The 20554-nt window shown below is 60.9% G+C and carries 16 protein-coding genes, 2 tRNA genes and 2 rRNA genes; 9 read left to right on the top strand and 11 right to left on the bottom strand.

Translation table 11 applies throughout. From position 1 onward, the window contains the following. Entirely contained in the window at positions 1-378 is a 378-nt protein-coding gene (locus tag GJV26_RS05910) for a sirohydrochlorin chelatase (RefSeq protein WP_155708017.1), read from the top strand. 19 nt (positions 379-397) lie between these two features. Continuing rightward, a complete protein-coding gene (locus GJV26_RS05905) occupies positions 398-1153 on the top strand; it encodes a carbon-nitrogen hydrolase family protein (protein WP_155708016.1) in 756 nt (251 codons plus the stop codon). A 123-nt stretch (positions 1154-1276) separates the two neighbouring features. Here GJV26_RS05905 and GJV26_RS05900 read toward each other — a convergent pair whose 3' ends face one another. The 8 genes from GJV26_RS05900 to GJV26_RS05865 form a co-directional block, all read right to left on the bottom strand. Next, complete coding sequence (locus tag GJV26_RS05900; RefSeq protein ID WP_155708015.1) at positions 1277-2038, bottom strand: hypothetical protein; 762 nt, start codon at positions 2036-2038, stop codon at positions 1277-1279. Between the two features lie 45 nt (positions 2039-2083). Beyond that, on the bottom strand, positions 2084-2575 hold the full coding sequence (locus GJV26_RS05895; protein WP_155708014.1) for a DUF6328 family protein: 492 nt from the start codon (positions 2573-2575) through the stop codon (positions 2084-2086). A 206-nt stretch (positions 2576-2781) separates the two neighbouring features. Further along, the gene (cobA, locus tag GJV26_RS05890; protein ID WP_155708013.1) at positions 2782-3501 is read right to left on the bottom strand and encodes a uroporphyrinogen-III C-methyltransferase; all 720 of its coding nucleotides are present in this window, start codon (positions 3499-3501) and stop codon (positions 2782-2784) included. Between the two features lie 80 nt (positions 3502-3581). Next, positions 3582-4883, bottom strand: a complete 1302-nt coding sequence (locus GJV26_RS05885) for a sulfate adenylyltransferase subunit 1 (protein ID WP_155708012.1) — start codon at positions 4881-4883, stop codon at positions 3582-3584. Next, positions 4883-5824, bottom strand: coding sequence for a sulfate adenylyltransferase subunit CysD (gene cysD / locus GJV26_RS05880; RefSeq protein WP_155708011.1), 942 nt, complete (start codon positions 5822-5824; stop codon positions 4883-4885). Before cysD ends, GJV26_RS05885 begins: the two co-directional genes overlap by 1 nt. Before the next feature lie 36 nt (positions 5825-5860). Continuing rightward, positions 5861-6577, bottom strand: a complete 717-nt coding sequence (locus tag GJV26_RS05875; RefSeq protein ID WP_155708010.1) for a phosphoadenylyl-sulfate reductase — start codon at positions 6575-6577, stop codon at positions 5861-5863. Positions 6578-6594: 17 nt separating this feature from the next. Continuing rightward, positions 6595-7155 carry a DUF934 domain-containing protein gene (locus GJV26_RS05870; RefSeq protein ID WP_155708009.1) on the bottom strand — a complete coding sequence of 187 codons (561 nt, stop codon included), beginning with the start codon at positions 7153-7155 and terminating at the stop codon, positions 6595-6597. Next, entirely contained in the window at positions 7148-8839 is a 1692-nt protein-coding gene (locus GJV26_RS05865) for a nitrite/sulfite reductase (protein WP_155708008.1), read from the bottom strand. The genes GJV26_RS05870 and GJV26_RS05865 overlap by 8 nt, the downstream gene beginning before the upstream one ends. A 181-nt stretch (positions 8840-9020) precedes the next feature. On the opposite strand from GJV26_RS05865, the gene GJV26_RS05860 reads away from it, so the two are divergent. The 3 genes from GJV26_RS05860 (at position 9021) to GJV26_RS05850 (ending at position 11845) form a co-directional block, all read left to right on the top strand. Continuing rightward, positions 9021-9962, top strand: a complete 942-nt coding sequence (locus tag GJV26_RS05860) for a CysB family HTH-type transcriptional regulator (RefSeq protein WP_155708007.1) — start codon at positions 9021-9023, stop codon at positions 9960-9962. Then, a complete protein-coding gene (locus GJV26_RS05855) occupies positions 9959-10609 on the top strand; it encodes a class I SAM-dependent methyltransferase (RefSeq protein ID WP_155708006.1) in 651 nt (216 codons plus the stop codon). The genes GJV26_RS05860 and GJV26_RS05855 overlap by 4 nt, the downstream gene beginning before the upstream one ends. 144 nt (positions 10610-10753) lie before the next feature. Further along, positions 10754-11845, top strand: a complete 1092-nt coding sequence (locus GJV26_RS05850; RefSeq protein WP_229427908.1) for a porin — start codon at positions 10754-10756, stop codon at positions 11843-11845. Between the two features lie 107 nt (positions 11846-11952). On the opposite strand, the gene GJV26_RS05845 is transcribed toward GJV26_RS05850, so the two are convergent. The 3 genes from GJV26_RS05845 to GJV26_RS05835 all read right to left on the bottom strand — a co-directional run bounded on the left by GJV26_RS05845 (position 11953) and on the right by GJV26_RS05835 (position 15097). Beyond that, positions 11953-12738 carry a sensor histidine kinase gene (locus GJV26_RS05845; RefSeq protein WP_155708004.1) on the bottom strand — a complete coding sequence of 262 codons (786 nt, stop codon included), beginning with the start codon at positions 12736-12738 and terminating at the stop codon, positions 11953-11955. 113 nt (positions 12739-12851) lie between these two features. Beyond that, positions 12852-13613 carry a LytR/AlgR family response regulator transcription factor gene (locus GJV26_RS05840; RefSeq protein WP_155708003.1) on the bottom strand — a complete coding sequence of 254 codons (762 nt, stop codon included), beginning with the start codon at positions 13611-13613 and terminating at the stop codon, positions 12852-12854. Between the two features lie 107 nt (positions 13614-13720). Further along, on the bottom strand, positions 13721-15097 hold the full coding sequence (locus tag GJV26_RS05835) for a sensor histidine kinase (protein ID WP_155708002.1): 1377 nt from the start codon (positions 15095-15097) through the stop codon (positions 13721-13723). A gap of 495 nt (positions 15098-15592) precedes the next feature. Between GJV26_RS05835 and GJV26_RS05830 the strand changes: the two genes are divergently transcribed. From GJV26_RS05830 to GJV26_RS05815, 4 genes are all read left to right on the top strand, one after another. Continuing rightward, positions 15593-17123 (top strand): 16S ribosomal RNA (locus GJV26_RS05830). 103 nt (positions 17124-17226) lie between these two features. Continuing rightward, positions 17227-17303: transfer RNA gene (locus GJV26_RS05825), tRNA-Ile, on the top strand. Between the two features lie 24 nt (positions 17304-17327). Then, positions 17328-17403: transfer RNA gene (locus tag GJV26_RS05820), tRNA-Ala, on the top strand. 193 nt (positions 17404-17596) lie between these two features. Beyond that, a 23S ribosomal RNA gene (locus GJV26_RS05815) occupies positions 17597-20471 on the top strand. Together the 16S and 23S rRNA genes with 2 tRNA genes alongside form the textbook arrangement of a ribosomal RNA operon. Positions 20472-20554 lie beyond the last annotated feature (83 nt).

The following is a 20554-nucleotide window of genomic DNA, read 5'->3' as shown; positions in this document are numbered from 1 at the left end:
ATGAAAAAAGCCCTGATCCTCTTCGCGCACGGCGCGCGCGCCGCCAGCTGGGCCGCGCCGTTCGAACGCCTGCGCGACATCGTGGCCGCGCGCGAGCCGGCCGTGGACGTATCGCTTGCCTTCCTGGAGCTGATGTCGCCGCGGCTGCCGGAGCGCACGGCGGCTCTGGTGGCGCAAGGCGTCACCGATATCACGCTGGTGCCGGTATTCCTGGGGCAGGGCGGCCATGTGCTGCGTGACCTGCCTGTCATGATCGACGAAGTACGCGCCGCGCATCCGCAGCTTGCGGTACGCGTGGTGGAAGCGGCCGGCGAGAACGCGGCAGTGCTGCAGGCGATTGCAGACTACTGCGTGGGCGCGCTGGTTGATGTCGACTAAGGCCAACCAAGGCCGACTGATGCCGGTCGATATCGCAGCATTCGCCATTGCGCAGCCGGTCGTCGTCAAGGGCGATATCGCCGCCAACGTCGCGCGCCACGTCGTGCTGGCCGAAGCGGCAGCGCGTCACGGGGCGCGCCTCGTGCTGCTCCCCGAGCTGGCGCTGACGGGCTACGAACCGGCGCTGGCCGCGGGCCTGGCACTGGACGCCGATGATCCGCGACTGGCGCCGTTGCGCCATGCGGCCATGCGGCTTGGCATCGTACTGGTCACCGGCGCGCCATGGAAGACGTCGGGCCTGCCGCGTATCGCCGCGCTGTCATTCCTGCCAGGCGGCACGATGCAGGTCTACACAAAACAGCACCTGCATCCCGGCGAAGAGGCCGCGTTCGCGGTGGGCGAGGGTGGCGCAGGCCTGGTAGCGGGAGATGCGCGGATAGCGCTGGCCGTGTGTGCCGAGATCGCGCATGCGCAGCATCCGGCCGCCGCGGCCCTGGCCGGAGCCGACCTGTACGCCGCCAGCGTGCTGGTATCGGAGAACGGTTACGAACACGATGCCGGCCTGCTGCGCGGCTATGCGCGGCAATACGGGATGCCGGTCGCCATGGCGAACCATGGCGGTCCGACCGGCGGCTGGAGTTGTGCCGGGCGCAGCGCGCTGTGGGATGAGACGGGGCAGCCCGTCATCGCCGCCGACGGGGTGGGCGAGTGCCTGTTGCTGGCCGAACGCGAGCGGGGGCGCTGGCGCGGCTGGCATGCCGGCATCGGCGGCTGAGCCTTCAGGATCGCCGTACCGTCCGGCTTAGGGCCACCGAAGCGGGTCGCCACGAGCGGTGCCGGCGCCGCATCATACCCGCCGCACTCGCGGGCGTCGATGGCCAGCCGGACCAGCCCCGTGTCAGTGCTCGGTCACATTGGCGCGCGCATGCGCCACCATGGCCTGGATCGTGGCGCCCGGCGTTTCGAACTCCCGCTGCACGGCATCGCGCAGCGCGTCGGACTTCAGCTCTTCCAGTGCCGCCCGCGAAACCTGTTCGGCCAGTTCATCCTCGTCCTGGCGGCGCAGCACCTCGACCACCAGCCGTACTTCCTTCGTGTAGTTCAGCACGAACGACAGCAGCGCCGGCGCCGACGACGTGCCGGCCGTCTTCACCAGCTCTGCCGTGTAGGCGTTCAGGTTGGCGGCCAGCGCGCTCACGCGCGCGGCCGGATCGCCGAGGTAGCGGCGTGCCAGCGTGAAATCCTCGGCCGCCGCGATTGCGAGCAGCGCCAGGTCGGCGCATTGTGCCGCCACGGCCGGCGCCTGGATGTCGATGCGCACGAACAGGTCGTGCGTGGCCCGTTCCTCACCCAGCGCGCTGTTGATGGCGACGACGTCGCGGAACAGGTCGCGCGGTGCGACGGTGCCGTCTTCGCTGTCGTTCAGCAGCCGCATGGTGTCGCGGTCGCGCAGGCCCTGCAGCACGCGGCGCGCCAGCGGGAATTGCTCGGCCAGGTAGATCCAGTCGCGCAGCGCGAACGACAGCCGCACGCCTGCCAGGGCCGGCTCCACCGACAGGGCATTCTCGTGGAACCACAGGTGGTCGCGCAGCGCGTCTTCATGACGGCCTTCCAGCCGCGCGGCCCGCGCCCGTTCCAGTACCTCGTGTGCTTGTCCCATGGTGCCCTCGAAAATTTGCAAAGGCGGTATTGTAGCTTCAGTGGCTTATATCCGCGTATTGCGCTTGAGCCAGAGCGGCAGCAGCCACCAGACGGCGGCGACGATGATGCCGATCACCGCGGCCACGACCAGGCCCACGTGGTGCCCGAAGACTTCGGACACGACCAGGTTGGTGCCCAGTACCAGCGCAATGCCGAGCGCGACCGAGCCGGCCACGATCTGCCGCGTTGCCAGGGACTTGAAACGTTCGCGATTCATCAGGGGGCGCATCACGCGATGCTGCACCGCGGGCGCCGACAGCAGGATCAGGCTCGTCAGGGCAAAGAGCAGCGTGGCCAGGAAAACATATTTTTCCGACTGCACGATGTGCCGGAACCCGCCGTTGAACGGCAGGATGATCAGGAACGCGGCCAGCATCTGCGCGCCGGGCAGCACGATGCGCATCTCGCTGAGCATGTCGGAAAAGTCGCCGTCGTCCGGCAGGTCGGCATCACCCGGCAGGTCGCGGTCGGATTTGTGTTCGGGATCGGCTTTCATCGTCTTTCATTATAGGCATCGTGGCGCTGCCGTGGCGCAGGCAATGCATGGGAGCCCGGCAGTATAGGCATGGCCGGCGGGCGCTGCCAGCGTGCGGCACGTACTGGAGGAAGGGAACCGAAGGGAAGGGAAGAAACAGGGGGAAGCAACGGGAGGCGAAGGACGGCGTGTCCTTCGGGATCTCGCGGCCGGTGCCGGCCTGGAAGTCAGGAGCCCTGCAGCGGACGCGCTTCCATCGCTTCGCCCAGCATCACCAGCACCGGGCCGTGCGGCGTGGCAAGGCCGTGGGCCAGCTTCGCCAGCGTGATGCGTTCGATGCGCTGGTCGTGCCGGCTCACGTTTTCCAGCACGAGCACCGGCGTTTCCGGCCGGCGACCCTGCTGCAGCAGCCGCTGCGCCGTGGCGATCGCCTCGCGGCCGCCCATGTACTGCACCAGCGTGTCGGTGGAGGGAATGCCGGACAGGTCGTCCTCGCCGGGCGCGGTGCTGGAGGTGAAGAACGCCACGCTGCGGGCGATGCCGCGCTTGGTCAGCGGTTGCTTGGCCGCCGCGGCGGCGGCGACCGCCGTGGTAATGCCAGGCACCACCTCGACTTCGATTCCTTCCGCTTCCAGCGCCGTCAGTTCCTCGTCGGCGCGGCCGAACAGCATCGGGTCGCCGCCTTTCAGGCGCACCACCCGCGCATACTTGCGCGCGCAGTCGACCAGCTGCTGGTTGATGAAATCCTGCGCCGCGGAGCGCTGGCCGGCGCGTTTGCCGACCGAGATCAGGTCGGCCTGCGGGCACAGGGCCAGCATTTCGGGAGTGACCAGCGCATCGTAGAGAACGACTTCGGCTTCGCCCAGCAGGCGCGCGCCGCGCACAGTGATCAGGTCCGCGGCGCCCGGACCGGCACCCACCAGATAAACTTTTCCGACTGCTGGCAAATGAACTCCCGTGCTGGCCGTGTTGATGACGCGTTAGATTACCGAACGAACCGGGCGCCGAGGCGCGGATTAAAGCCGAGTTACAGCCGAATCATGCCGGCCGCCACGGTCTGGTGCGTGACTTCATCGATCAGGATGAAGGCGCCGGTCGCGCGGATGTCGTCATAGGCATCGGCGGCCAGCGGCTGCTGCACGGTCAACGCAAGGCGTGCGACGTCGTTCAGCTTCAGCGCCTCGGCATCGTGACGCTGCTGCGTGTTGATGTCAAGGATCGAGTCGATCTTCGTGATCTTTGCAGACGTCTGCTTGGTGCCGTGCTTGAGCCAGTACTTGCGGCGCAGGTCCAGCGGTTCCTCGGACAGCCAGCACACGTCCGCGTTCACCTGCTTGAGCAGCGTGGCCGGCTTTGCGGACGATGCCAGCACGTCGCCGCGCGACACGTCCACGTACTCGTTCAGCACGATCGTGACCGACTGGCCGGCGCTGGCCGACTGCAGGGAACCGTCGAACGTGACGATTTCCTTCACAGTGGCGGTATGGCCGGAAGGCTGCACCACCAGCTGGTCGCCCACGCTGACATTGCCGGCTTCGATACGGCCCATGTAGCCGCGGAAGTCGTTGGCTTCGTGGCCGTTGTGGCGCGCCACCAGCTGCACCGGGAAGCGGAACGGCGACTCGTGCGATTCGTCGTAGACGGACAGCGATTCGAGCAGCTCGATCAGCGTCGGGCCCCCGTACCAGCCCATGTTGACGCTTTTCTCGACCACGTTGTCGCCGGTCAGCGCCGACAGCGGAATCGGCGTGATGTCCTTCAGGCCCAGCGTCTGCGCGAACTCCTGGTAGGCCTTGACGATACGGTCGTACACGACCTGGTCGTAGTTCACCAGGTCCATCTTGTTGACGGCCACCACCACGTGCTCGATCTGCAGCAGGTGCGCGATCGTCGAGTGGCGCTTGGTCTGGATCAGCAGGTCCACGCTGCCGTCGTCATGCAGCTTCACCTTCGACACGTCGATCAGGATGATCACCGCGTCGGCCGTCGAGGCGCCGGTGACCATGTTGCGGGTGTACTGCTCGTGGCCCGGCGTATCGGCGATGATGAACTTGCGCTTCGGCGTGGCGAAGTAGCGGTAGGCCACGTCGATCGTGATGCCCTGCTCGCGTTCGGCTTCCAGGCCATCCGTCAGCAGCGACAGGTCGATGGTGTCGCCCACCGTGCGCTTGTGCTTGGCGCGCGACACGGCGGCCAGCTGGTCGGCGAAGATGCCCTTGCTGTCGAACAGCAGGCGGCCGATCAGCGTGCTCTTGCCGTCGTCGACGGAGCCGGCGGTGATGAAGCGCAGCAGACTATGTTGGGACAGGTTTTCGTTCATGGCGTTCATCAGAAGTATCCAGCTTTCTTGCGTTTTTCCATCGAGGCTTCGGAGGTCTGGTCGTCCATCCTCGTCGCGCCCCGTTCGGTGACCTGGGTGACGGCCGTCTCGGCGATGATCGCGTCGACATCGGCCGCATCGGACGAGACCGGGCAGGTGCACGAGATGTCGCCCACGGTACGGAAGCGCACCACCTGGGTTTCCACCGTTTCGCCCTCGCGTGGCGGCGTGATGTCCGTCAGTGGCACCAGCAGGCCGTTGCGCGGAATGACCTGGCGTTCATGCGCGAAGTAGATCGACGGCAGCGCCAGTTTTTCGCGGGCGATGTACTGCCACACGTCCAGTTCCGTCCAGTTCGAGATCGGGAACACGCGCATGTTCTCGCCCGGGTGCACGCGGGTGTTATACAGGTCCCACAGTTCCGGGCGCTGTGCCTTCGGATCCCACTGGCCGAATTCGTCGCGGAACGAAAAGATGCGTTCCTTGGCGCGGGCCTTTTCCTCGTCGCGGCGGGCGCCGCCGATGCAGGCGTCGAAGCCGTGTTCGGCGATCGTTTCCAGCAGCGTCACGGCTTGCGCGGCATTGCGCGAATCGGTTTGCGGGTTACGCAGGCGCACCGTGCCCTTGCGGATCGATTCCTCGACCGAGCCCACGATCAGGCGCTCGCCCAGTTCGGCCACGCGGCGGTCGCGGAACTCGATCACTTCCGCGAAGTTGTGGCCGGTATCCACGTGCACCAGCGGAAACGGGAATTTGCCGGGGCGGAAAGCCTTTTCGGCCAGGCGCAGCAGGACAACCGAATCCTTGCCGCCCGAGAACAGCAGGGCGGGATTGCTGCATTCCGCGGCCACTTCGCGCAGGATGTGGATCGCTTCCGATTCGAGGGCGTCCAGGTGGCGGGAATTCAATTCCTCCAGCCCGGTAATCTTGTTTTCTGCCAGTGCGTTCATGTCTTTTCTCTTGTTGTGGACCAGGGTTCGCAAACCTCAGGCGGCCACGGATTTGATCCGAATGAGCTTGCCGTCGACGACGTGCAGCCCGCATTCCTTCGATTCGGGGTTTTCCCACCACCAGCGGCCGGCGCGGACATCCTCGCCGGGCTGGATCGCGCGGGTGCACGGTTCGCAGCCGATCGACGGGTAGCCCTGCTCGTGCAGCGCGTTGACGGGCACTTCGTTGGCGCGCAGGTATTCCCACACGTCTTCCTCGGACCAGTCGGCCAGCGGGTTGAACTTGTCCATCAGGTGCGCCGGATCGTCCTCGTGTACCTGCAGCGTGCCGCGGGTGTTCGACTGCGCCCGGCGCTGGCCCGTGATCCAGGCCTTGTTGCCGGCCAGCGCACGGCCCAGCGGTTCCACCTTGCGGATGCGGCAGCATTCGCGCCGCATGTCCACGCTGTCGTAGAACGCGTTCAGGCCGTTTTGCGCCACGTAGTCTTCCACGGCTGCCGGCTGCGGGCGGTACAGGGCGATGTCGTAGCCGTAGTGCGCCTTCACGCGGTCCAGCATCGCCAGCGTTTCCTTGTGCAGGCGGCCCGTCTCCAGCGAGAAGATGCCGATCGGCAGCTGCGCTTTCAGGATCAGGTCCGTCAGCACCATGTCTTCCGCGGCGAGGCTGGAAGCGAATACGGCTGGCGTGTACTCGCGTGCGATCAGCTCCAGGGTCTGCCTGGTGGCCGCAACGAGAGAATCGAGCTTGCTCATGCTTGTTCCTTGCTTCCTCAGATGCCCGAGCCGATGTCGTTGTGCTCGCGTACGCCCGTGGTGCGGACATGGCGGCGGAACAGCGGCAGCTTGTCGTCGACCGAGGCCTGGTAGGTTTCGGAGAACACCGTCAGGCCCTTCAGCGCATCCTCGATGCTGCGGTCCGGGCGCGGCGCGTAGGCGTCGAAGCCGGTGCGCTTCATCTGGAACAGCTGGTCGCGCAGCACGTCGCCGATGGCGCGCAGCTCGCCCGTGTAGCCCAGGCGCTTGCGCAGGTTGTAGGCGATCGAGTAGCCGCGGCCGTCGGTGAACTTCGGGAAATTCACGGCGATCACGTCGAACTTATTTTCCGCCAACTCTTCCGTCAGTTCCTCGGGGCGCTCGTCGGAGTTCAGCCACACGCCGATATCGGCGCGGCCGGCCAGCGTTTCCTTCTGCGCCTGCCAGACCTTCAGCGGCACGATCACCTTGCCGGCGGCGACTTCCGCCGTGGCAGGCTCCTGGCCTTCTTCGAGGCGCAGCACGGTCCAGTCGTCGGCGACGATCTGGTTACCCTTGATGATTTTCTGGTCAGGCATATTCGTCTTCTCCTACCAGGCGACCCGGTTCGGTAATCGGCGTGGCATAAACGTGTTCTTTGAACGGGGCGATTCCGAGGCGCTGCACGGTGTCGACGAACTTTTCGTCCAGCGTGCGTTCGCGCAGGTAGACCTGCAGCAGGCGGTCGATCACTTCCGGCATCTGGTGCGCCGAGAACGACGGGCCGATGATCTTGCCGATCGCGGTGGCGTTACCCTGCGCGCCGCCGATCGACACCTGGTACCATTCGCTGCCATCCTTGTCGACCCCCAGCACGCCGATATTGCCCACGTGGTGGTGGCCGCAGGCGTTGATGCAGCCGCTGATGTTCAGTTCGATGTCGCCGATGTCGTGCAGGAAATCGAGGTGGTCGAAGCGTTCCGCGATGGCGGCCGAAATCGGGATCGATTTCGCGTTCGCCAGCGAGCAGAAGTCGCCGCCCGGGCAGCAGATGATGTCGGTCAGCAGGCCGATGTTCGGCGTGGCCAGGCCATGCGCCTTGGCTTCCTTCCACAGGTCGAACAGTTGCGATTGCTTCACGTCCGCCAGCACGATGTTCTGCTCGTGCGTCACGCGCAGTTCGCCGAAGCTGTAGCGGTCGGCCAGGTCGGCCATGAAATCCATCTGTTCGGCGGTGGCATCGCCCGGCGGCACGCCGGTCTTCTTCAGCGACAGGATCACGGCGGCGTAGCCCGGCTGCTTGTGCGCCTTGACGTTGCGGCCGAGCCAGTTCGCGAACGCCTTGTTGTCCTCGTGGCCGGTGCGCGGGTCGATGGCCGGCAGCGCTTCGTACGGGTGCGGCTGGAAGTAGGCGATCACGCGCTCCATTTCTTCCAGCGTCAGGGTTTCCTCGGTGCCTTTCAGGTCCGCCCATTCTTCCTCGACCTGGCGCGCGAATTCCTCGGCGCCGATCGCCTTCAGCAGGATCTTGATGCGGGCCTTGTACTTGTTGTCGCGGCGGCCGTACTGGTTATACACGCGCATGATCGCCTCGGTGTATGTCAGCAGGTGTTCGCGCGGCAGGAACTCCCGGATCGTGGTGCCGATGATCGGCGTGCGGCCCATGCCGCCGCCGACCATGACCTTGAAGCCGATCTCGCCGGCTTCGTTCTTCACCACGGTCAGGCCGATGTCGTGGATCGCGATCGCGGCGCGGTCTTCCAGCGCGCCGTTGATCGCCACCTTGAACTTGCGGGGCAGGGCGATGAACTCGGGGTGGAACGTGGACCACTGCCGCAGCACTTCGGCATACGGGCGCGGATCGATGATCTCGTCGGCGGCCACGCCGGCCAGCTCGTCGGAGGTCACGTTGCGGATGCAGTTGCCCGAGGTCTGGATCGCATGCATCTCGACCGAGGCCAGGTCGGCCAGGATGTCGGGCGTGTGTTCCAGCTCGATCCAGTTGAACTGGATGTTCTGGCGCGTGGTGAAGTGGCCATAGCCGCGGTCGTACTTGCGGGCGATGTGGGCGAACATGCGCATCTGCGCAGTGGACAGCAGGCCGTAGGGCACGGCGATCCGCAGCATGTACGCATGGCGCTGCATGTACAGGCCGTTCTGCAGGCGCAGCGGCAGGAATTCTTCTTCGGTCAACTCACCGGACAGCCGGCGCTGCACCTGGTCGCGGTACTGCGCGATGCGTTCCCGCACGATGAGATGGTCGTATTGATCATATTGGTACATTGGAATTCCTATAATCGCAAAGCGAGGGCTTACCGGCGGGGCTTACCGGCAGGTTGTCCCCAAGGTAGGCCGTATCGTAATAAACTCACGCTTTATTCCAAACTACTTAGTCTTTATTTGCTTATATGCGTAGGCGGTATAAGCTTCAGCGTAAAATAGCGGGCTTACTGCCGGGAACTACATGAATCTTCATCAACTTCGTTTCGTACGGGAAGCCGTCCGCCAGAATTACAACCTGACCGACGCCGCCAAGGCACTGTTCACTTCGCAGCCCGGCGTGTCGAAAGCCATCATCGAGCTCGAAGAAGAGCTGGGCGTCGACATCTTTACCCGCCATGGCAAGCGGATCCGGGGGCTGACCGAGCCGGGCCGGCTGGTATTGCAGTCGGTCGAGCTGATCATGCAGGAAATCGACAGCCTGAAACGCATCGGCAAGGAATACGCGGCGCAGGACAGCGGCAGCTTCACGATCGCCACCACGCATACCCAGGCCCGCTACACGTTGCCGAAAGTGGTGCAGGCCTTCATGGTGAAGTTCCCTAAAGTAAGATTATCGCTATTGCAAGGCAATCCACGCCAGATCGCCGAGATGGTGCAGCGCGACCAGGCCGACCTGGCCATCGCCACCGAATCGATCGCCGGCGTGGACGGCCTGATCACATTGCCTTGCTACCAATGGGAACATGTGGTGGTGGTGCCGCCAGAGCACCCGTTGCTCAAAGGAAAATCCGTCACGCTGGAAGACATCGCGTCGTACCCGCTGATTACCTATGATGGGGCCTTTGCCGGCCGCAGCAAGATCGATCACGCATTTTCGCTGCGTGGCCTGAAGCCGGACGTGCTGCTCGAAGCCATCGACGCCGATGTGATAAAGACCTACGTGGAGCTGGGGATGGGGATCGGCATCATCGCCGGCATGGCATTCGACGCGGAGCGGGACCGCAACCTGCGGGCGATTTCAGTCGGCCACCTGTTCGGCATGAATGTGTCGCGCGTGGCCGTCAAGCAGGGCGCTTATCTGCGCTCCTATATTTATACGTTCATTGAATTGCTGGCGCCAACCCTGAACCGCAAGCTGGTGGAACAGGCGATGCGCGGCGAGCACGAAAACTACGAGTTATGAATCATGAAACACTGGCGCGTTACTACGCGCTGACCGCGGCCGATTGCGAGCGCGTGTACGACAAGCCCGAACGGCAGGCCGACCTGGCCGCGCTGCGCCCGAAGATCGCAGAACTGCTGAGCGGGCACAAGGTGCTGGAGCTTGCCTGCGGAACCGGCTACTGGACGCGCGTGATCGCGCCGGCCGCCGCATCGGTGCATGCCATCGATATCAATGAGGAAGCGCTGGCGCTGGCCCGTGCCCGCCAGATTGAAGGCGGCAACGTCACCTTTGCGCAGGCCGATGCGTTCGACCTGCCGGAAGCCGTTGGCGAATATACGGCGGTGTTCGCCGCCTTCTGGTGGTCGCACGTGAAGCGCGAGGAGCAGGACAGTTATCTGGCCCGGCTGCGTGCGAAGCTGGGCAAGGATGTGCTGTTGGTCCTGCTGGACAACGTTTACGTGGACGGCAGCAGCACCGTCATCGCCCGCACCGACCTGGAAGGGAACACCTACCAGTTCCGCACGTTGCCTTCCGGCGAGCGCCTGGAGATCCTCAAGAATTTTCCGACCGACAGTTTCCTGCGCAAGCGGCTCGGCACGGCGGCACGCGACATCCGCACCAAACGGGTGCCGCATTACTGGCTGGCGATGGCGCGCCTGAAGTAAGGTAGTGCTCGTAAGGAAATTCCCGTTGTGTTTCGGTAATAACTTGCCGATGTCATATTGTTGAAGTATTTGGAAGGCATGATACGCCGCGTCAGACCCGCAGCGGTCTCACAGTCCAACCAACTTCAACAAGAGAACATCAACGTGAAAAAACTTACTCTGGCCGCACTCATCGCCGGCAGCTTCGCAGTCACCGCCCATGCTCAGTCGAACGTGACCATCTACGGTATCGTCGACGCAGGTATCGTCCGTGAAACGGGTGGCGCTGCCGGCAGCGTGACCAAGGTCACGAGCGGCATCGGCAGCCAGTCCCGTCTCGGCTTCCGCGGCACCGAAGACCTGGGCAATGGCCTGTCGGCGATCTTCACGCTGGAATCGGGCTACAAGCTGGACGACGGCACGGTCGACAGCACCGGCACGCTGTTCAATCGCCAGGCGTTCGTGGGCCTGTCCAGCAAGACGCTGGGCACCCTGACCCTGGGCCGCCAGTACAACCCGCTGTACAACGCGCTCTCCAAGATCGCCGATCCGTTCGGCGCCGGCTATGCAGGCAGTGCCAAGAACCTGTTCCCGGCCGGCGGTGTGAACACCCGCGTGTCGAACGCGATCGTGTACACGACGCCGAAATGGTCCGGCTTCTACGTGGAAGGCATGTACGCGCTGGGCGAGCAGTCCGGCGACAACACCGCCGGCCGCCTGTTCTCCGTCGGCTTCAACTACACGCAAGGTCCGCTGAACGCCAGCCTGGTGTACAACAACCGCAACAACGACGTTGCCGCTACCGGTACGACGCCGGCGGCGAACCGCGATGACGGCAAGAACACGCTGCTGGCCGTGAACTATGACTTCAAGGTCGTCAAGGTCTTCGCCGCCTTCGAGCGCGACAAGGGCCTGAACAGCTCGCCGATCCCGGTGACCAACGCCTTCGGCTACGCGGTCGCTCCACGCGCGTCGCTCGAAGCCGACGATGCCCTGCTGGGCGTACAGGTGCCGGTCGGCGACACCGGCGGCACGGTCATCGCTTCGTGGATGAACAAGAACGACAAGACCGCCAACAACCAGGATGCGCGCCAGTGGGCGGTGGGCTACACGCAGGCGCTGTCGAAACGCACGAGCGCCTACATCGCTTACGCGAAGATCGACAACAAGAACGGTGCCGGCTACACGGTGGGCAACAACAATGAAGTGGGCAGCGGCGACACCGGCTTCAACCTGGGCATCCGCCACACGTTCTGATCGCATTCGCAGCGAGTCGCAGCGAGGAATCGCTGTAACGGAGCGCTGCAATGCATTGCAGCCAGGACGCCCGGTGCAAACCGGGCGTTTTTGTTTTTGAAGGCGTGTTATCCGGAGAGCTGCGCCTGCTCCGGCAGGGGCAGGTGTATCTCGATCCTGGTGCCCCGGTGGCTGCCGGTGATCGAGATATCGCCACGAATGGCCCAGACACGCTCGCGCATGCCCAGCAGGCCGAACGACGAGGGCTTTTCCATGTCGGCCTGGGCAATGCCCCGGCCGTCGTCCTCGATGGTCAGGTACAGCGTTGACCGGTGCCGGCGCAGCGTGATGTGCACATGCTGCGCGTGTGCATGCCGCGCAATGTTCGTCAGCGATTCCTGCACGATGCGGAAGATCGCCGTGCTGTAGCGGTCATTGAGCACCAGTTCGTCCTCGCGCGCGGCGAGTTCGCACGCCACGGCATGCCGCTGCTCGAACTCGTGGCGCAGCGATTGCAATGCGAAGTACAGGCCGCCTTCATCGAGCGCATGCGGGCGCAGGTTGCTGGCGATGCGGCGCAGCGACGTGATCGCGGACAGCAGCCGGCCATCCATGCCGTTCAGCAAATCGCGCGTTGGCCCATCGGCAATCGGCAGTTGCAGCAGCAGGCTCATGTCTACGCGCAGCGTGGCCAGCAGCTGGCCCAGGTCGTCGTGCAGTTCGCGCGCGATGTGGGCGCGTTCTTCTTCCCGGATGTTTTCCAGCGCATAGTCGGTCGCGCGGCGCCCGGCCATCCGCGCGCGCGCATCGGCTTCGTGCTGCTCGGCCGACATGGCGCGGGGTGCGGCCAGCCGCCAGGCGAGGCGCACCGCTACCAGCAGTGCCGCCACCAGCAAGGGTCGTGACATGGACATTGGATCTCCTCTCGGCCAAGGGCCGCTCGGAAAACCCTAATACAGATGGGCTCGGTAAGAATTGACGTGGCGCAGCGGCACCGGCCATCCGTCGGTGTGCTTTGCTGTCGCGCTTACATCTGCTTGAACAGGTGAAGGAAACTGCGGCTGACTTCCAGCTTTTCAGGCCGTCCCTTGACCATGACCAGGTGGCGCCCCCGGATATCGCGGGTAACGCCTTCGATCGCATTCACATTGACCAGGGTGGCGCGGTGAATCTGCCAGAACAGCGCGGGATCGAGTTCGTCGGCCAGGTCGCGCACCGGCTTGCGGATCAGCGCTTCGAACTTGTCGGTCTGCACGCAGGTATATTTTTCATCCGAGCGGAAGAACAGGATTTCCTCGACGGGTATCATGCGCAGATCCTGGCCGATGCTGGCCTGGATCCATTGCAGGAACTTCGGTTTTGGCGCGGTGATCTTTTCCGCGAGTTGCGACAGCATCGCGGTCACGCTGGCATTGACGTCGCCGGCAGGCTTGTTCAGCCGGTCCTTCAGGCGCTCGGCGGTGATCTTCAGGCGCTCCTGCTCCGGTGGCTTGAGAACGTAGTCGACCGCGCCGCGTTCGAATGCTTCCACCGCGTAAGCGTCGTAGGCCGTAACGAACACGACATGGCTCTTGTTGCCGATCGCGGCGGCCGCCTCCATGCCTGTCTTGCCGGGCATGCGGATGTCGAGGAACGTGAAGTCGGGCTGCAGTTCATCGACGAGATCGATCGCCTCGTCGCCGTTCTTGGCTTCGCCCACGATCTCCAGTTCCGGCCATACCTGGCCCAGGCGCATGCGCAGCTGGTCGCGCATCAAACGTTCGTCGTCGGCTAAAATCGCGGTAGGCATGGGTTCGCAAAATGAAGGGGCAGTGGATGCCAATTATTCAATGAATCGGCACGCCGCGCAATGGCTCCGCCGTGATTCTGCCGGCGAATTCCACGGCGCCCTGGTTTTCACTTGCGGGTTCCTTCCGAAAGCTGGTAGGGCACCTCGATGGTGGCGATCACGCCGCTCGGCTGGTTCGCTTCGATGCGCAAATGGCCGGCATCGCCGTGCAGCAGCTTGAGCCGCTCGCGGATCGTCATCAGGCCCAGGCCGGTACCGTCGCTGGGCTTGGCGCCGAAGCCGAGACCGTTGTCCGCGACGATCACGCGCAGCTTGCTGTGCGCCACGTCGGCGCGCACTTTCAGCGTGCCGCCTTCCGGTTTGCCCTCGAGGCCGTGCTTGATGGCGTTTTCCACCATCGATTGCAGCATCATCGGCGGGAACGCCGCGCTGCGCAGGCCGTCGGGAATGTCGAAGTCGATCGTCAGCCGTTCTTCCATCCGCATTTTCAGCAGCGCCAGGTAGGCCAGCACCATGTCCGCTTCGCGGCCAAGGTTGGTGATCAGGGTGTTGTCGCGCATTTGCGGCAGCACCGCGCGCAGGTATTTGATCAGGCTGCGCTGCATCGCCGAGGCGCGCGGCGGGTCCGTCTCGATCAGGTGCTCGACCGAAGCCAGCGTGTTGAACAGGAAGTGCGGCTCGACCTGTGCCTGCATCATCTGCATCTTCGCTTCGGAGAGCTGGCGCTGCATCGATTCGCGTTCGGCCGCGGCGTTGGCGGTCAGCGTCTGCGCTTCTGCCTTTTTCTTGCCTCCCATTAGCGCCTTCATGCCGAACAGCGTCAGCACGAGCAGGAAGATGAAGCTCTGGAACCAGGTCGACGCCTGCTCGTGGTAACGCGAGACTTTTTCTTCGGCGGCATTGTCCACCGCTTCTTCCAGCGCATTCGACAGTTCTTCGCCAATCTGCGGCGGCAGTTCGATGTGCACTTCCTCGCCCGGCAGCGCGGTCACGGCCGGCGCGGCGCGTGCAGCCTTCGCGGCAGGGGCGGCAGGGGCAGCCGAGGCAGCAGGAGCAGCAGGAGCAGCAGGGGCAGCCGGGGCAGCCGGGGCAGCCGGGGCGGCATCGTCGGCATCCGGGGCATCCGGCGGGGCCGGTACGGTCGACGCATCCGCGCCTTCCGGCGTTTCCGGTGTCTCGGGCGGCGCCGGGTTGCGCAGCTTGCCGCCGCGCGGATTGAAATGAATGCCGCTGTCGTCGATGACGATGCTGGTATCGCCGCCTCCGGCCGAGCGCTTGTGGGAGCGGATTACCACGTCTTCATCCATCGTCGGCGAGAACAGCTCATCCTGCAGGATCGATGCGGCGATCAGTGCCAGCGCGGCAAACAGGAAGAACTTCCACCACGACAATTGGGTGACCCATGTAGCGGTCTGGTCGAAGCCCCTGTGCAGCGAAGCCAGGACAGTCTTCAGGGTCTCTTGAATTTTTGGCGTGGGAAACATCAACGACGTCCGTTCTCTATATAAGGGAGCAAGTGTAGATAACGTTACGCAAAACTGTCCACCAGGGCGAGCCACATGCGACAGTCTGCGCAAACGCGGGGCTGGAGCGGGAAAGAGGGTGACAGGCGGCAGTCGCGAGAAAGTGCTTGCAGGACGGCACGAGGGTTGCTATAGTTCTGTCCCTCGCAGCAACGTGTTGGCACGAAAGTGACGACGGCAAGTTGAAGCGGGGCAAAAAGAAGCTTGACGGTTATCACGAAACACCAGATAATCTCGCTCCTCTGCTGACAAACACAACGCTTTGTCGAGCTAGCAGAATTCTTTAACAATCAACAGTCGATAAGTGTGGGCGTTTGATGATGTGCCCGGGGCTTCGGCCCCGACAGCTCAAAATATAGCATCAAACGCTCATAAGAAATAAACGTAACCTTCGCAAGAAGGTTCGTCAGTATTTTGAATGGGCGACCAAGTCAGCAATGACTTTAAACAGAGATTAAACTGAAGAGTTTGATCCTGGCTCAGATTGAACGCTGGCGGCATGCTTTACACATGCAAGTCGAACGGTAACAGGGAGCTTGCTCCGCTGACGAGTGGCGAACGGGTGAGTAATATATCGGAACGTGCCCAAGAGTGGGGGATAACGTAGCGAAAGTTACGCTAATACCGCATACGATCTAAGGATGAAAGTGGGGGATCGCAAGACCTCATGCTCCTGGAGCGGCCGATATCTGATTAGCTAGTTGGTGAGGTAAAGGCTCACCAAGGCGACGATCAGTAGCTGGTCTGAGAGGACGACCAGCCACACTGGAACTGAGACACGGTCCAGACTCCTACGGGAGGCAGCAGTGGGGAATTTTGGACAATGGGGGCAACCCTGATCCAGCAATGCCGCGTGAGTGAAGAAGGCCTTCGGGTTGTAAAGCTCTTTTGTCAGGGAAGAAAAGGGTACGGCTAATATCCGTGCCTCATGACGGTACCTGAAGAATAAGCACCGGCTAACTACGTGCCAGCAGCCGCGGTAATACGTAGGGTGCAAGCGTTAATCGGAATTACTGGGCGTAAAGCGTGCGCAGGCGGTTTTGTAAGTCTGTTGTGAAATCCCCGGGCTTAACCTGGGAATGGCAATGGAGACTGCAAGGCTAGAGTTTGGCAGAGGGGGGTAGAATTCCACGTGTAGCAGTGAAATGCGTAGAGATGTGGAGGAACACCGATGGCGAAGGCAGCCCCCTGGGTCAAGACTGACGCTCATGCACGAAAGCGTGGGGAGCAAACAGGATTAGATACCCTGGTAGTCCACGCCCTAAACGATGTCTACTAGTTGTTGGGTCTTAATTGACTTAGTAACGCAGCTAACGCGTGAAGTAGACCGCCTGGGGAGTACGGTCGCAAGATTAAAACTCAAAGGAATTGACGGGGACCCGCACAAGCGGTGGATGATGTGGATTAATTCGATGCAACGCGAAAAACCTTACCTACCCTTGACATGTACGGAATCCCGGAGAGATTTGGGAGTGCTCGAAAGAGAACCGTAACACAGGTGCTGCATGGCTGTCGTCAGCTCGTGTCGTGAGATGTTGGGTTAAGTCCCGCAACGAGCGCAACCCTTGTCATTAGTTGCTACGAAAGAGCACTCTAATGAGACTGCCGGTGACAAACCGGAGGAAGGTGGGGATGACGTCAAGTCCTCATGGCCCTTATGGGTAGGGCTTCACACGTCATACAATGGTACATACAGAGGGCCGCCAACCCGCGAGGGGGAGCTAATCCCAGAAAGTGTATCGTAGTCCGGATTGTAGTCTGCAACTCGACTGCATGAAGTTGGAATCGCTAGTAATCGCGGATCAGCATGTCGCGGTGAATACGTTCCCGGGTCTTGTACACACCGCCCGTCACACCATGGGAGCGGGTTTTACCAGAAGTAGGTAGCTTAACCGCAAGGAGGGCGCTTACCACGGTAGGATTCGTGACTGGGGTGAAGTCGTAACAAGGTAGCCGTATCGGAAGGTGCGGCTGGATCACCTCCTTTCTAGAGTAGGCACGATTCTTCGGAATCCTTGCTCATTAAACGTCCACACTTATCGACTGTCGAATGAAGAAGAAACAGTAGTACCGCAATCGTGTTGTAGCGCGGGTCTGTAGCTCAGCTGGTTAGAGCACCGTGTTGATAACGCGGGGGTCGTTGGTTCGAGCCCAACCAGACCCACCACGTATCAGGCACAAGAAAATCCCTGGGGGATTAGCTCAGCTGGGAGAGCACCTGCTTTGCAAGCAGGGGGTCGTCGGTTCGATCCCGTCATCCTCCACCAAAAGTTTAAACGTAAGTGCGTGTATATCGCTTTTAGGTTTAGTCTTTTAGAGACTACTGCTGTTTCGTTCTTTAACAATCTGGAAGAAGTAAAGTTTTATTGAACGTGCGAGACATCGCATGTTCAGGGTAGTAATAAAGCTCATCAAAACACAGTAGTAAATGCTTGATACCGATAGCCGTCAAGGTTATAGGGACAAGTGAATAAGTGCACATGGTGGATGCCTTGGCGATTACAGGCGATGAAGGACGTAGAAGTCTGCGATAAGCTTCGGGGAGCTGACAAACGAGCATTGATCCGAAGATTTCCGAATGGGGAAACCCGGCCTTATAGGTCATCACTCACTGAATACATAGGTGTGTGAAGCGAACGCGGCGAACTGAAACATCTAAGTAGCTGCAGGAAAAGAAATCAACCGAGATTCCCAAAGTAGTGGCGAGCGAAATGGGATGAGCCTGCATATGATAGTCGGACTGGTAGTGGAAGCCTCTGGAAATAGGCGCCATAGTGGGTGATAGCCCCGTACGCGAAACCAGACCGGTGGTACTAAGTATGCGACAAGTAGGGCGGGACACGAGAAATCCTGTCTGAACATGGGGGACCATCCTCCAAGGCTAAATACTCGTAATCGACCGATAGTGAACCAGTACCGTGAGGGAAAGGCGAAAAGAACCCCGGGAGGGGAGTGAAATAGATCCTGAAACCGTGTGCATACAAACAGTCGGAGCGGACTTGTTCCGTGACGGCGTACCTTTTGTATAATGGGTCAGCGACTTACATTCAGTAGCGAGGTTAACCGAATAGGGGAGCCGCAGAGAAATCGAGTCCGAACAGGGCGCTAGTTGCTGGGTGTAGACCCGAAACCAAGTGATCTATCCATGGCCAGGTTGAAGGTGCGGTAACACGCACTGGAGGACCGAACCCACTAATGTTGAAAAATTAGGGGATGAGCTGTGGATAGGGGTGAAAGGCTAAACAAACTTGGAAATAGCTGGTTCTCTCCGAAAACTATTTAGGTAGTGCCTCAAGTATCACCATCGGGGGTAGAGCACTGTTATGGCTAGGGGGTCATCGCGACTTACCAAACCATTGCAAACTCCGAATACCGATGAGTGCGAGCTTGGGAGACAGACATCGGGTGCTAACGTCCGGTGTCAAGAGGGAAACAACCCAGACCGCCAGCTAAGGTCCCAAAGATTGGCTAAGTGGAAAACGAAGTGGGAAGGCTAAAACAGTCAGGATGTTGGCTTAGAAGCAGCCATCATTTAAAGAAAGCGTAATAGCTCACTGATCGAGTCGTCCTGCGCGGAAGATGTAACGGGGCTAAGCCAGTCACCGAAGCTGCGGATATCTAGCAATAGATATGGTAGGAGAGCGTTCTGTAAGCCTGCGAAGGTGTCTTGTAAAGGATGCTGGAGGTATCAGAAGTGCGAATGCTGACATGAGTAGCGATAATGCGGGTGAAAAGCCCGCACGCCGTAAGCCCAAGGTTTCCTGTTCAACGTTCATCGGAGCAGGGTGAGTCGGCCCCTAAGGCGAGGCAGAGATGCGTAGCTGATGGGAAGCAGGTTAATATTCCTGCACCGTCGTATGATGCGATGGGGGGACGGATCGCGGAAGGTTGTCTGACTGTTGGAATAGTCAGTTTCTGTTTCATAGAAGGTGCTTAGGCAAATCCGGGCACGTAATTCAAGGGAACGGGACGAGCGGCCATGTGCTGCGAAGCAATCGGAAGTGGTTCCAAGAAAAGCCTCTAAGCTTCAGTCATACGAGACCGTACCGCAAACCGACACAGGTGGGCGAGATGAGTATTCTAAGGCGCTTGAGAGAACTCGGGAGAAGGAACTCGGCAAATTGGTACCGTAACTTCGGGAAAAGGTACGCCCCGGTAGCTTGAATGGTTTACTCCATGAGGGTGAAAGGGTTGCAATAAAATGGTGGCTGCGACTGTTTAATAAAAACACAGCACTCTGCAAACACGAAAGTGGACGTATAGGGTGTGACGCCTGCCCGGTGCTGGAAGATTAAATGATGGGGTGCAAGCTCTTGATTGAAGTCCCAGTAAACGGCGGCCGTAACTATAACGGTCCTAAGGTAGCGAAATTCCTTGTCGGGTAAGTTCCGACCTGCACGAATGGCGTAACGATGGCCACACTGTCTCCTCCCGAGACTCAGCGAAGTTGAAATGTTTGTGATGATGCAATCTACCCGCGGCTAGACGGAAAGACCCCATGAACCTTTACTGTAGCTTTGCATTGGACTTTGAATCAATCTGTGTAGGATAGGTGGGAGGCTTTGAAGCGGGGACGCCAGTTCTCGTGGAGCCAACCTTGAAATACCACCCTGGTTCATTTGAGGTTCTAACCTTGGTCCGTTATCCGGATCGGGGACAGTGCATGGTAGGCAGTTTGACTGGGGCGGTCTCCTCCTAAAGTGTAACGGAGGAGTTCGAAGGTACGCTAGGTACGGTCGGACATCGTGCTAATAGTGCAATGGCATAAGCGTGCTTAACTGCGAGACCGACAAGTCGAGCAGGTACGAAAGTAGGACATAGTGATCCGGTGGTTCTGTATGGAAGGGCCATCGCTCAACGGATAAAAGGTACTCTGGGGATAACAGGCTGATTCCTCCCAAGAGTTCATATCGACGGGGGAGTTTGGCACCTCGATGTCGGCTCATCACATCCTGGGGCTGTAGCCGGTCCCAAGGGTATGGCTGTTCGCCATTTAAAGTGGTACGTGAGCTGGGTTTAAAACGTCGTGAGACAGTTTGGTCCCTATCTGCCGTGGGCGTTGGAAATTTGAAGGGGGCTGCTCCTAGTACGAGAGGACCGGAGTGGACGAACCTCTGGTGTACCGGTTGTCACGCCAGTGGCATTGCCGGGTAGCTAAGTTCGGAAGAGATAACCGCTGAAAGCATCTAAGCGGGAAACTTGCCTTGAGATGAGATTTCCCAGAGCCTTGAGCTCTTTGAAGGGTCGTTCGAGACCAGGACGTTGATAGGTCAGGTGTGGAAGTGCAGTAATGCATTAAGCTAACTGATACTAATTGCCCGTAAGGCTTGTCCCTATAACCTTGACGGTTATGGAGCATTTGCCTGTGTTTGACGATGCAGCTTGAACTACCTTAACTTTACTTCTTCCAGATTAGTA

The sequence above is a fragment of the Pseudoduganella dura genome (genome assembly GCF_009727155.1).
Lineage (GTDB): Bacteria > Pseudomonadota > Gammaproteobacteria > Burkholderiales > Burkholderiaceae_D > Rugamonas > Rugamonas dura.
The sequence above is the reverse complement of the archived record's forward strand: the minus strand, read 5'-3'. Positions and strand labels throughout refer to the sequence as shown.

Coding starts and splice junctions, on each gene's coding strand:
- GJV26_RS05910 (WP_155708017.1), top strand. CDS start 1: ATGAAAAAAGCCCTGATCCTCTTCGCGCACGGCGCGCGCGCCGCCAGC.
- GJV26_RS05905 (WP_155708016.1), top strand. CDS start 398: ATGCCGGTCGATATCGCAGCATTCGCCATTGCGCAGCCGGTCGTCGTC.
- GJV26_RS05900 (WP_155708015.1), bottom strand. CDS start 2,038: ATGGGACAAGCACACGAGGTACTGGAACGGGCGCGGGCCGCGCGGCTG.
- GJV26_RS05895 (WP_155708014.1), bottom strand. CDS start 2,575: ATGAAAGCCGATCCCGAACACAAATCCGACCGCGACCTGCCGGGTGAT.
- GJV26_RS05885 (WP_155708012.1), bottom strand. CDS start 4,883: ATGAACGCCATGAACGAAAACCTGTCCCAACATAGTCTGCTGCGCTTC.
- cysD (WP_155708011.1), bottom strand. CDS start 5,824: ATGAACGCACTGGCAGAAAACAAGATTACCGGGCTGGAGGAATTGAAT.
- GJV26_RS05875 (WP_155708010.1), bottom strand. CDS start 6,577: ATGAGCAAGCTCGATTCTCTCGTTGCGGCCACCAGGCAGACCCTGGAG.
- GJV26_RS05870 (WP_155708009.1), bottom strand. CDS start 7,155: ATGCCTGACCAGAAAATCATCAAGGGTAACCAGATCGTCGCCGACGAC.
- GJV26_RS05865 (WP_155708008.1), bottom strand. CDS start 8,839: ATGTACCAATATGATCAATACGACCATCTCATCGTGCGGGAACGCATC.
- GJV26_RS05860 (WP_155708007.1), top strand. CDS start 9,021: ATGAATCTTCATCAACTTCGTTTCGTACGGGAAGCCGTCCGCCAGAAT.
- GJV26_RS05855 (WP_155708006.1), top strand. CDS start 9,959: ATGAATCATGAAACACTGGCGCGTTACTACGCGCTGACCGCGGCCGAT.
- GJV26_RS05845 (WP_155708004.1), bottom strand. CDS start 12,738: ATGTCCATGTCACGACCCTTGCTGGTGGCGGCACTGCTGGTAGCGGTG.
- GJV26_RS05840 (WP_155708003.1), bottom strand. CDS start 13,613: ATGCCTACCGCGATTTTAGCCGACGACGAACGTTTGATGCGCGACCAG.
- GJV26_RS05835 (WP_155708002.1), bottom strand. CDS start 15,097: ATGTTTCCCACGCCAAAAATTCAAGAGACCCTGAAGACTGTCCTGGCT.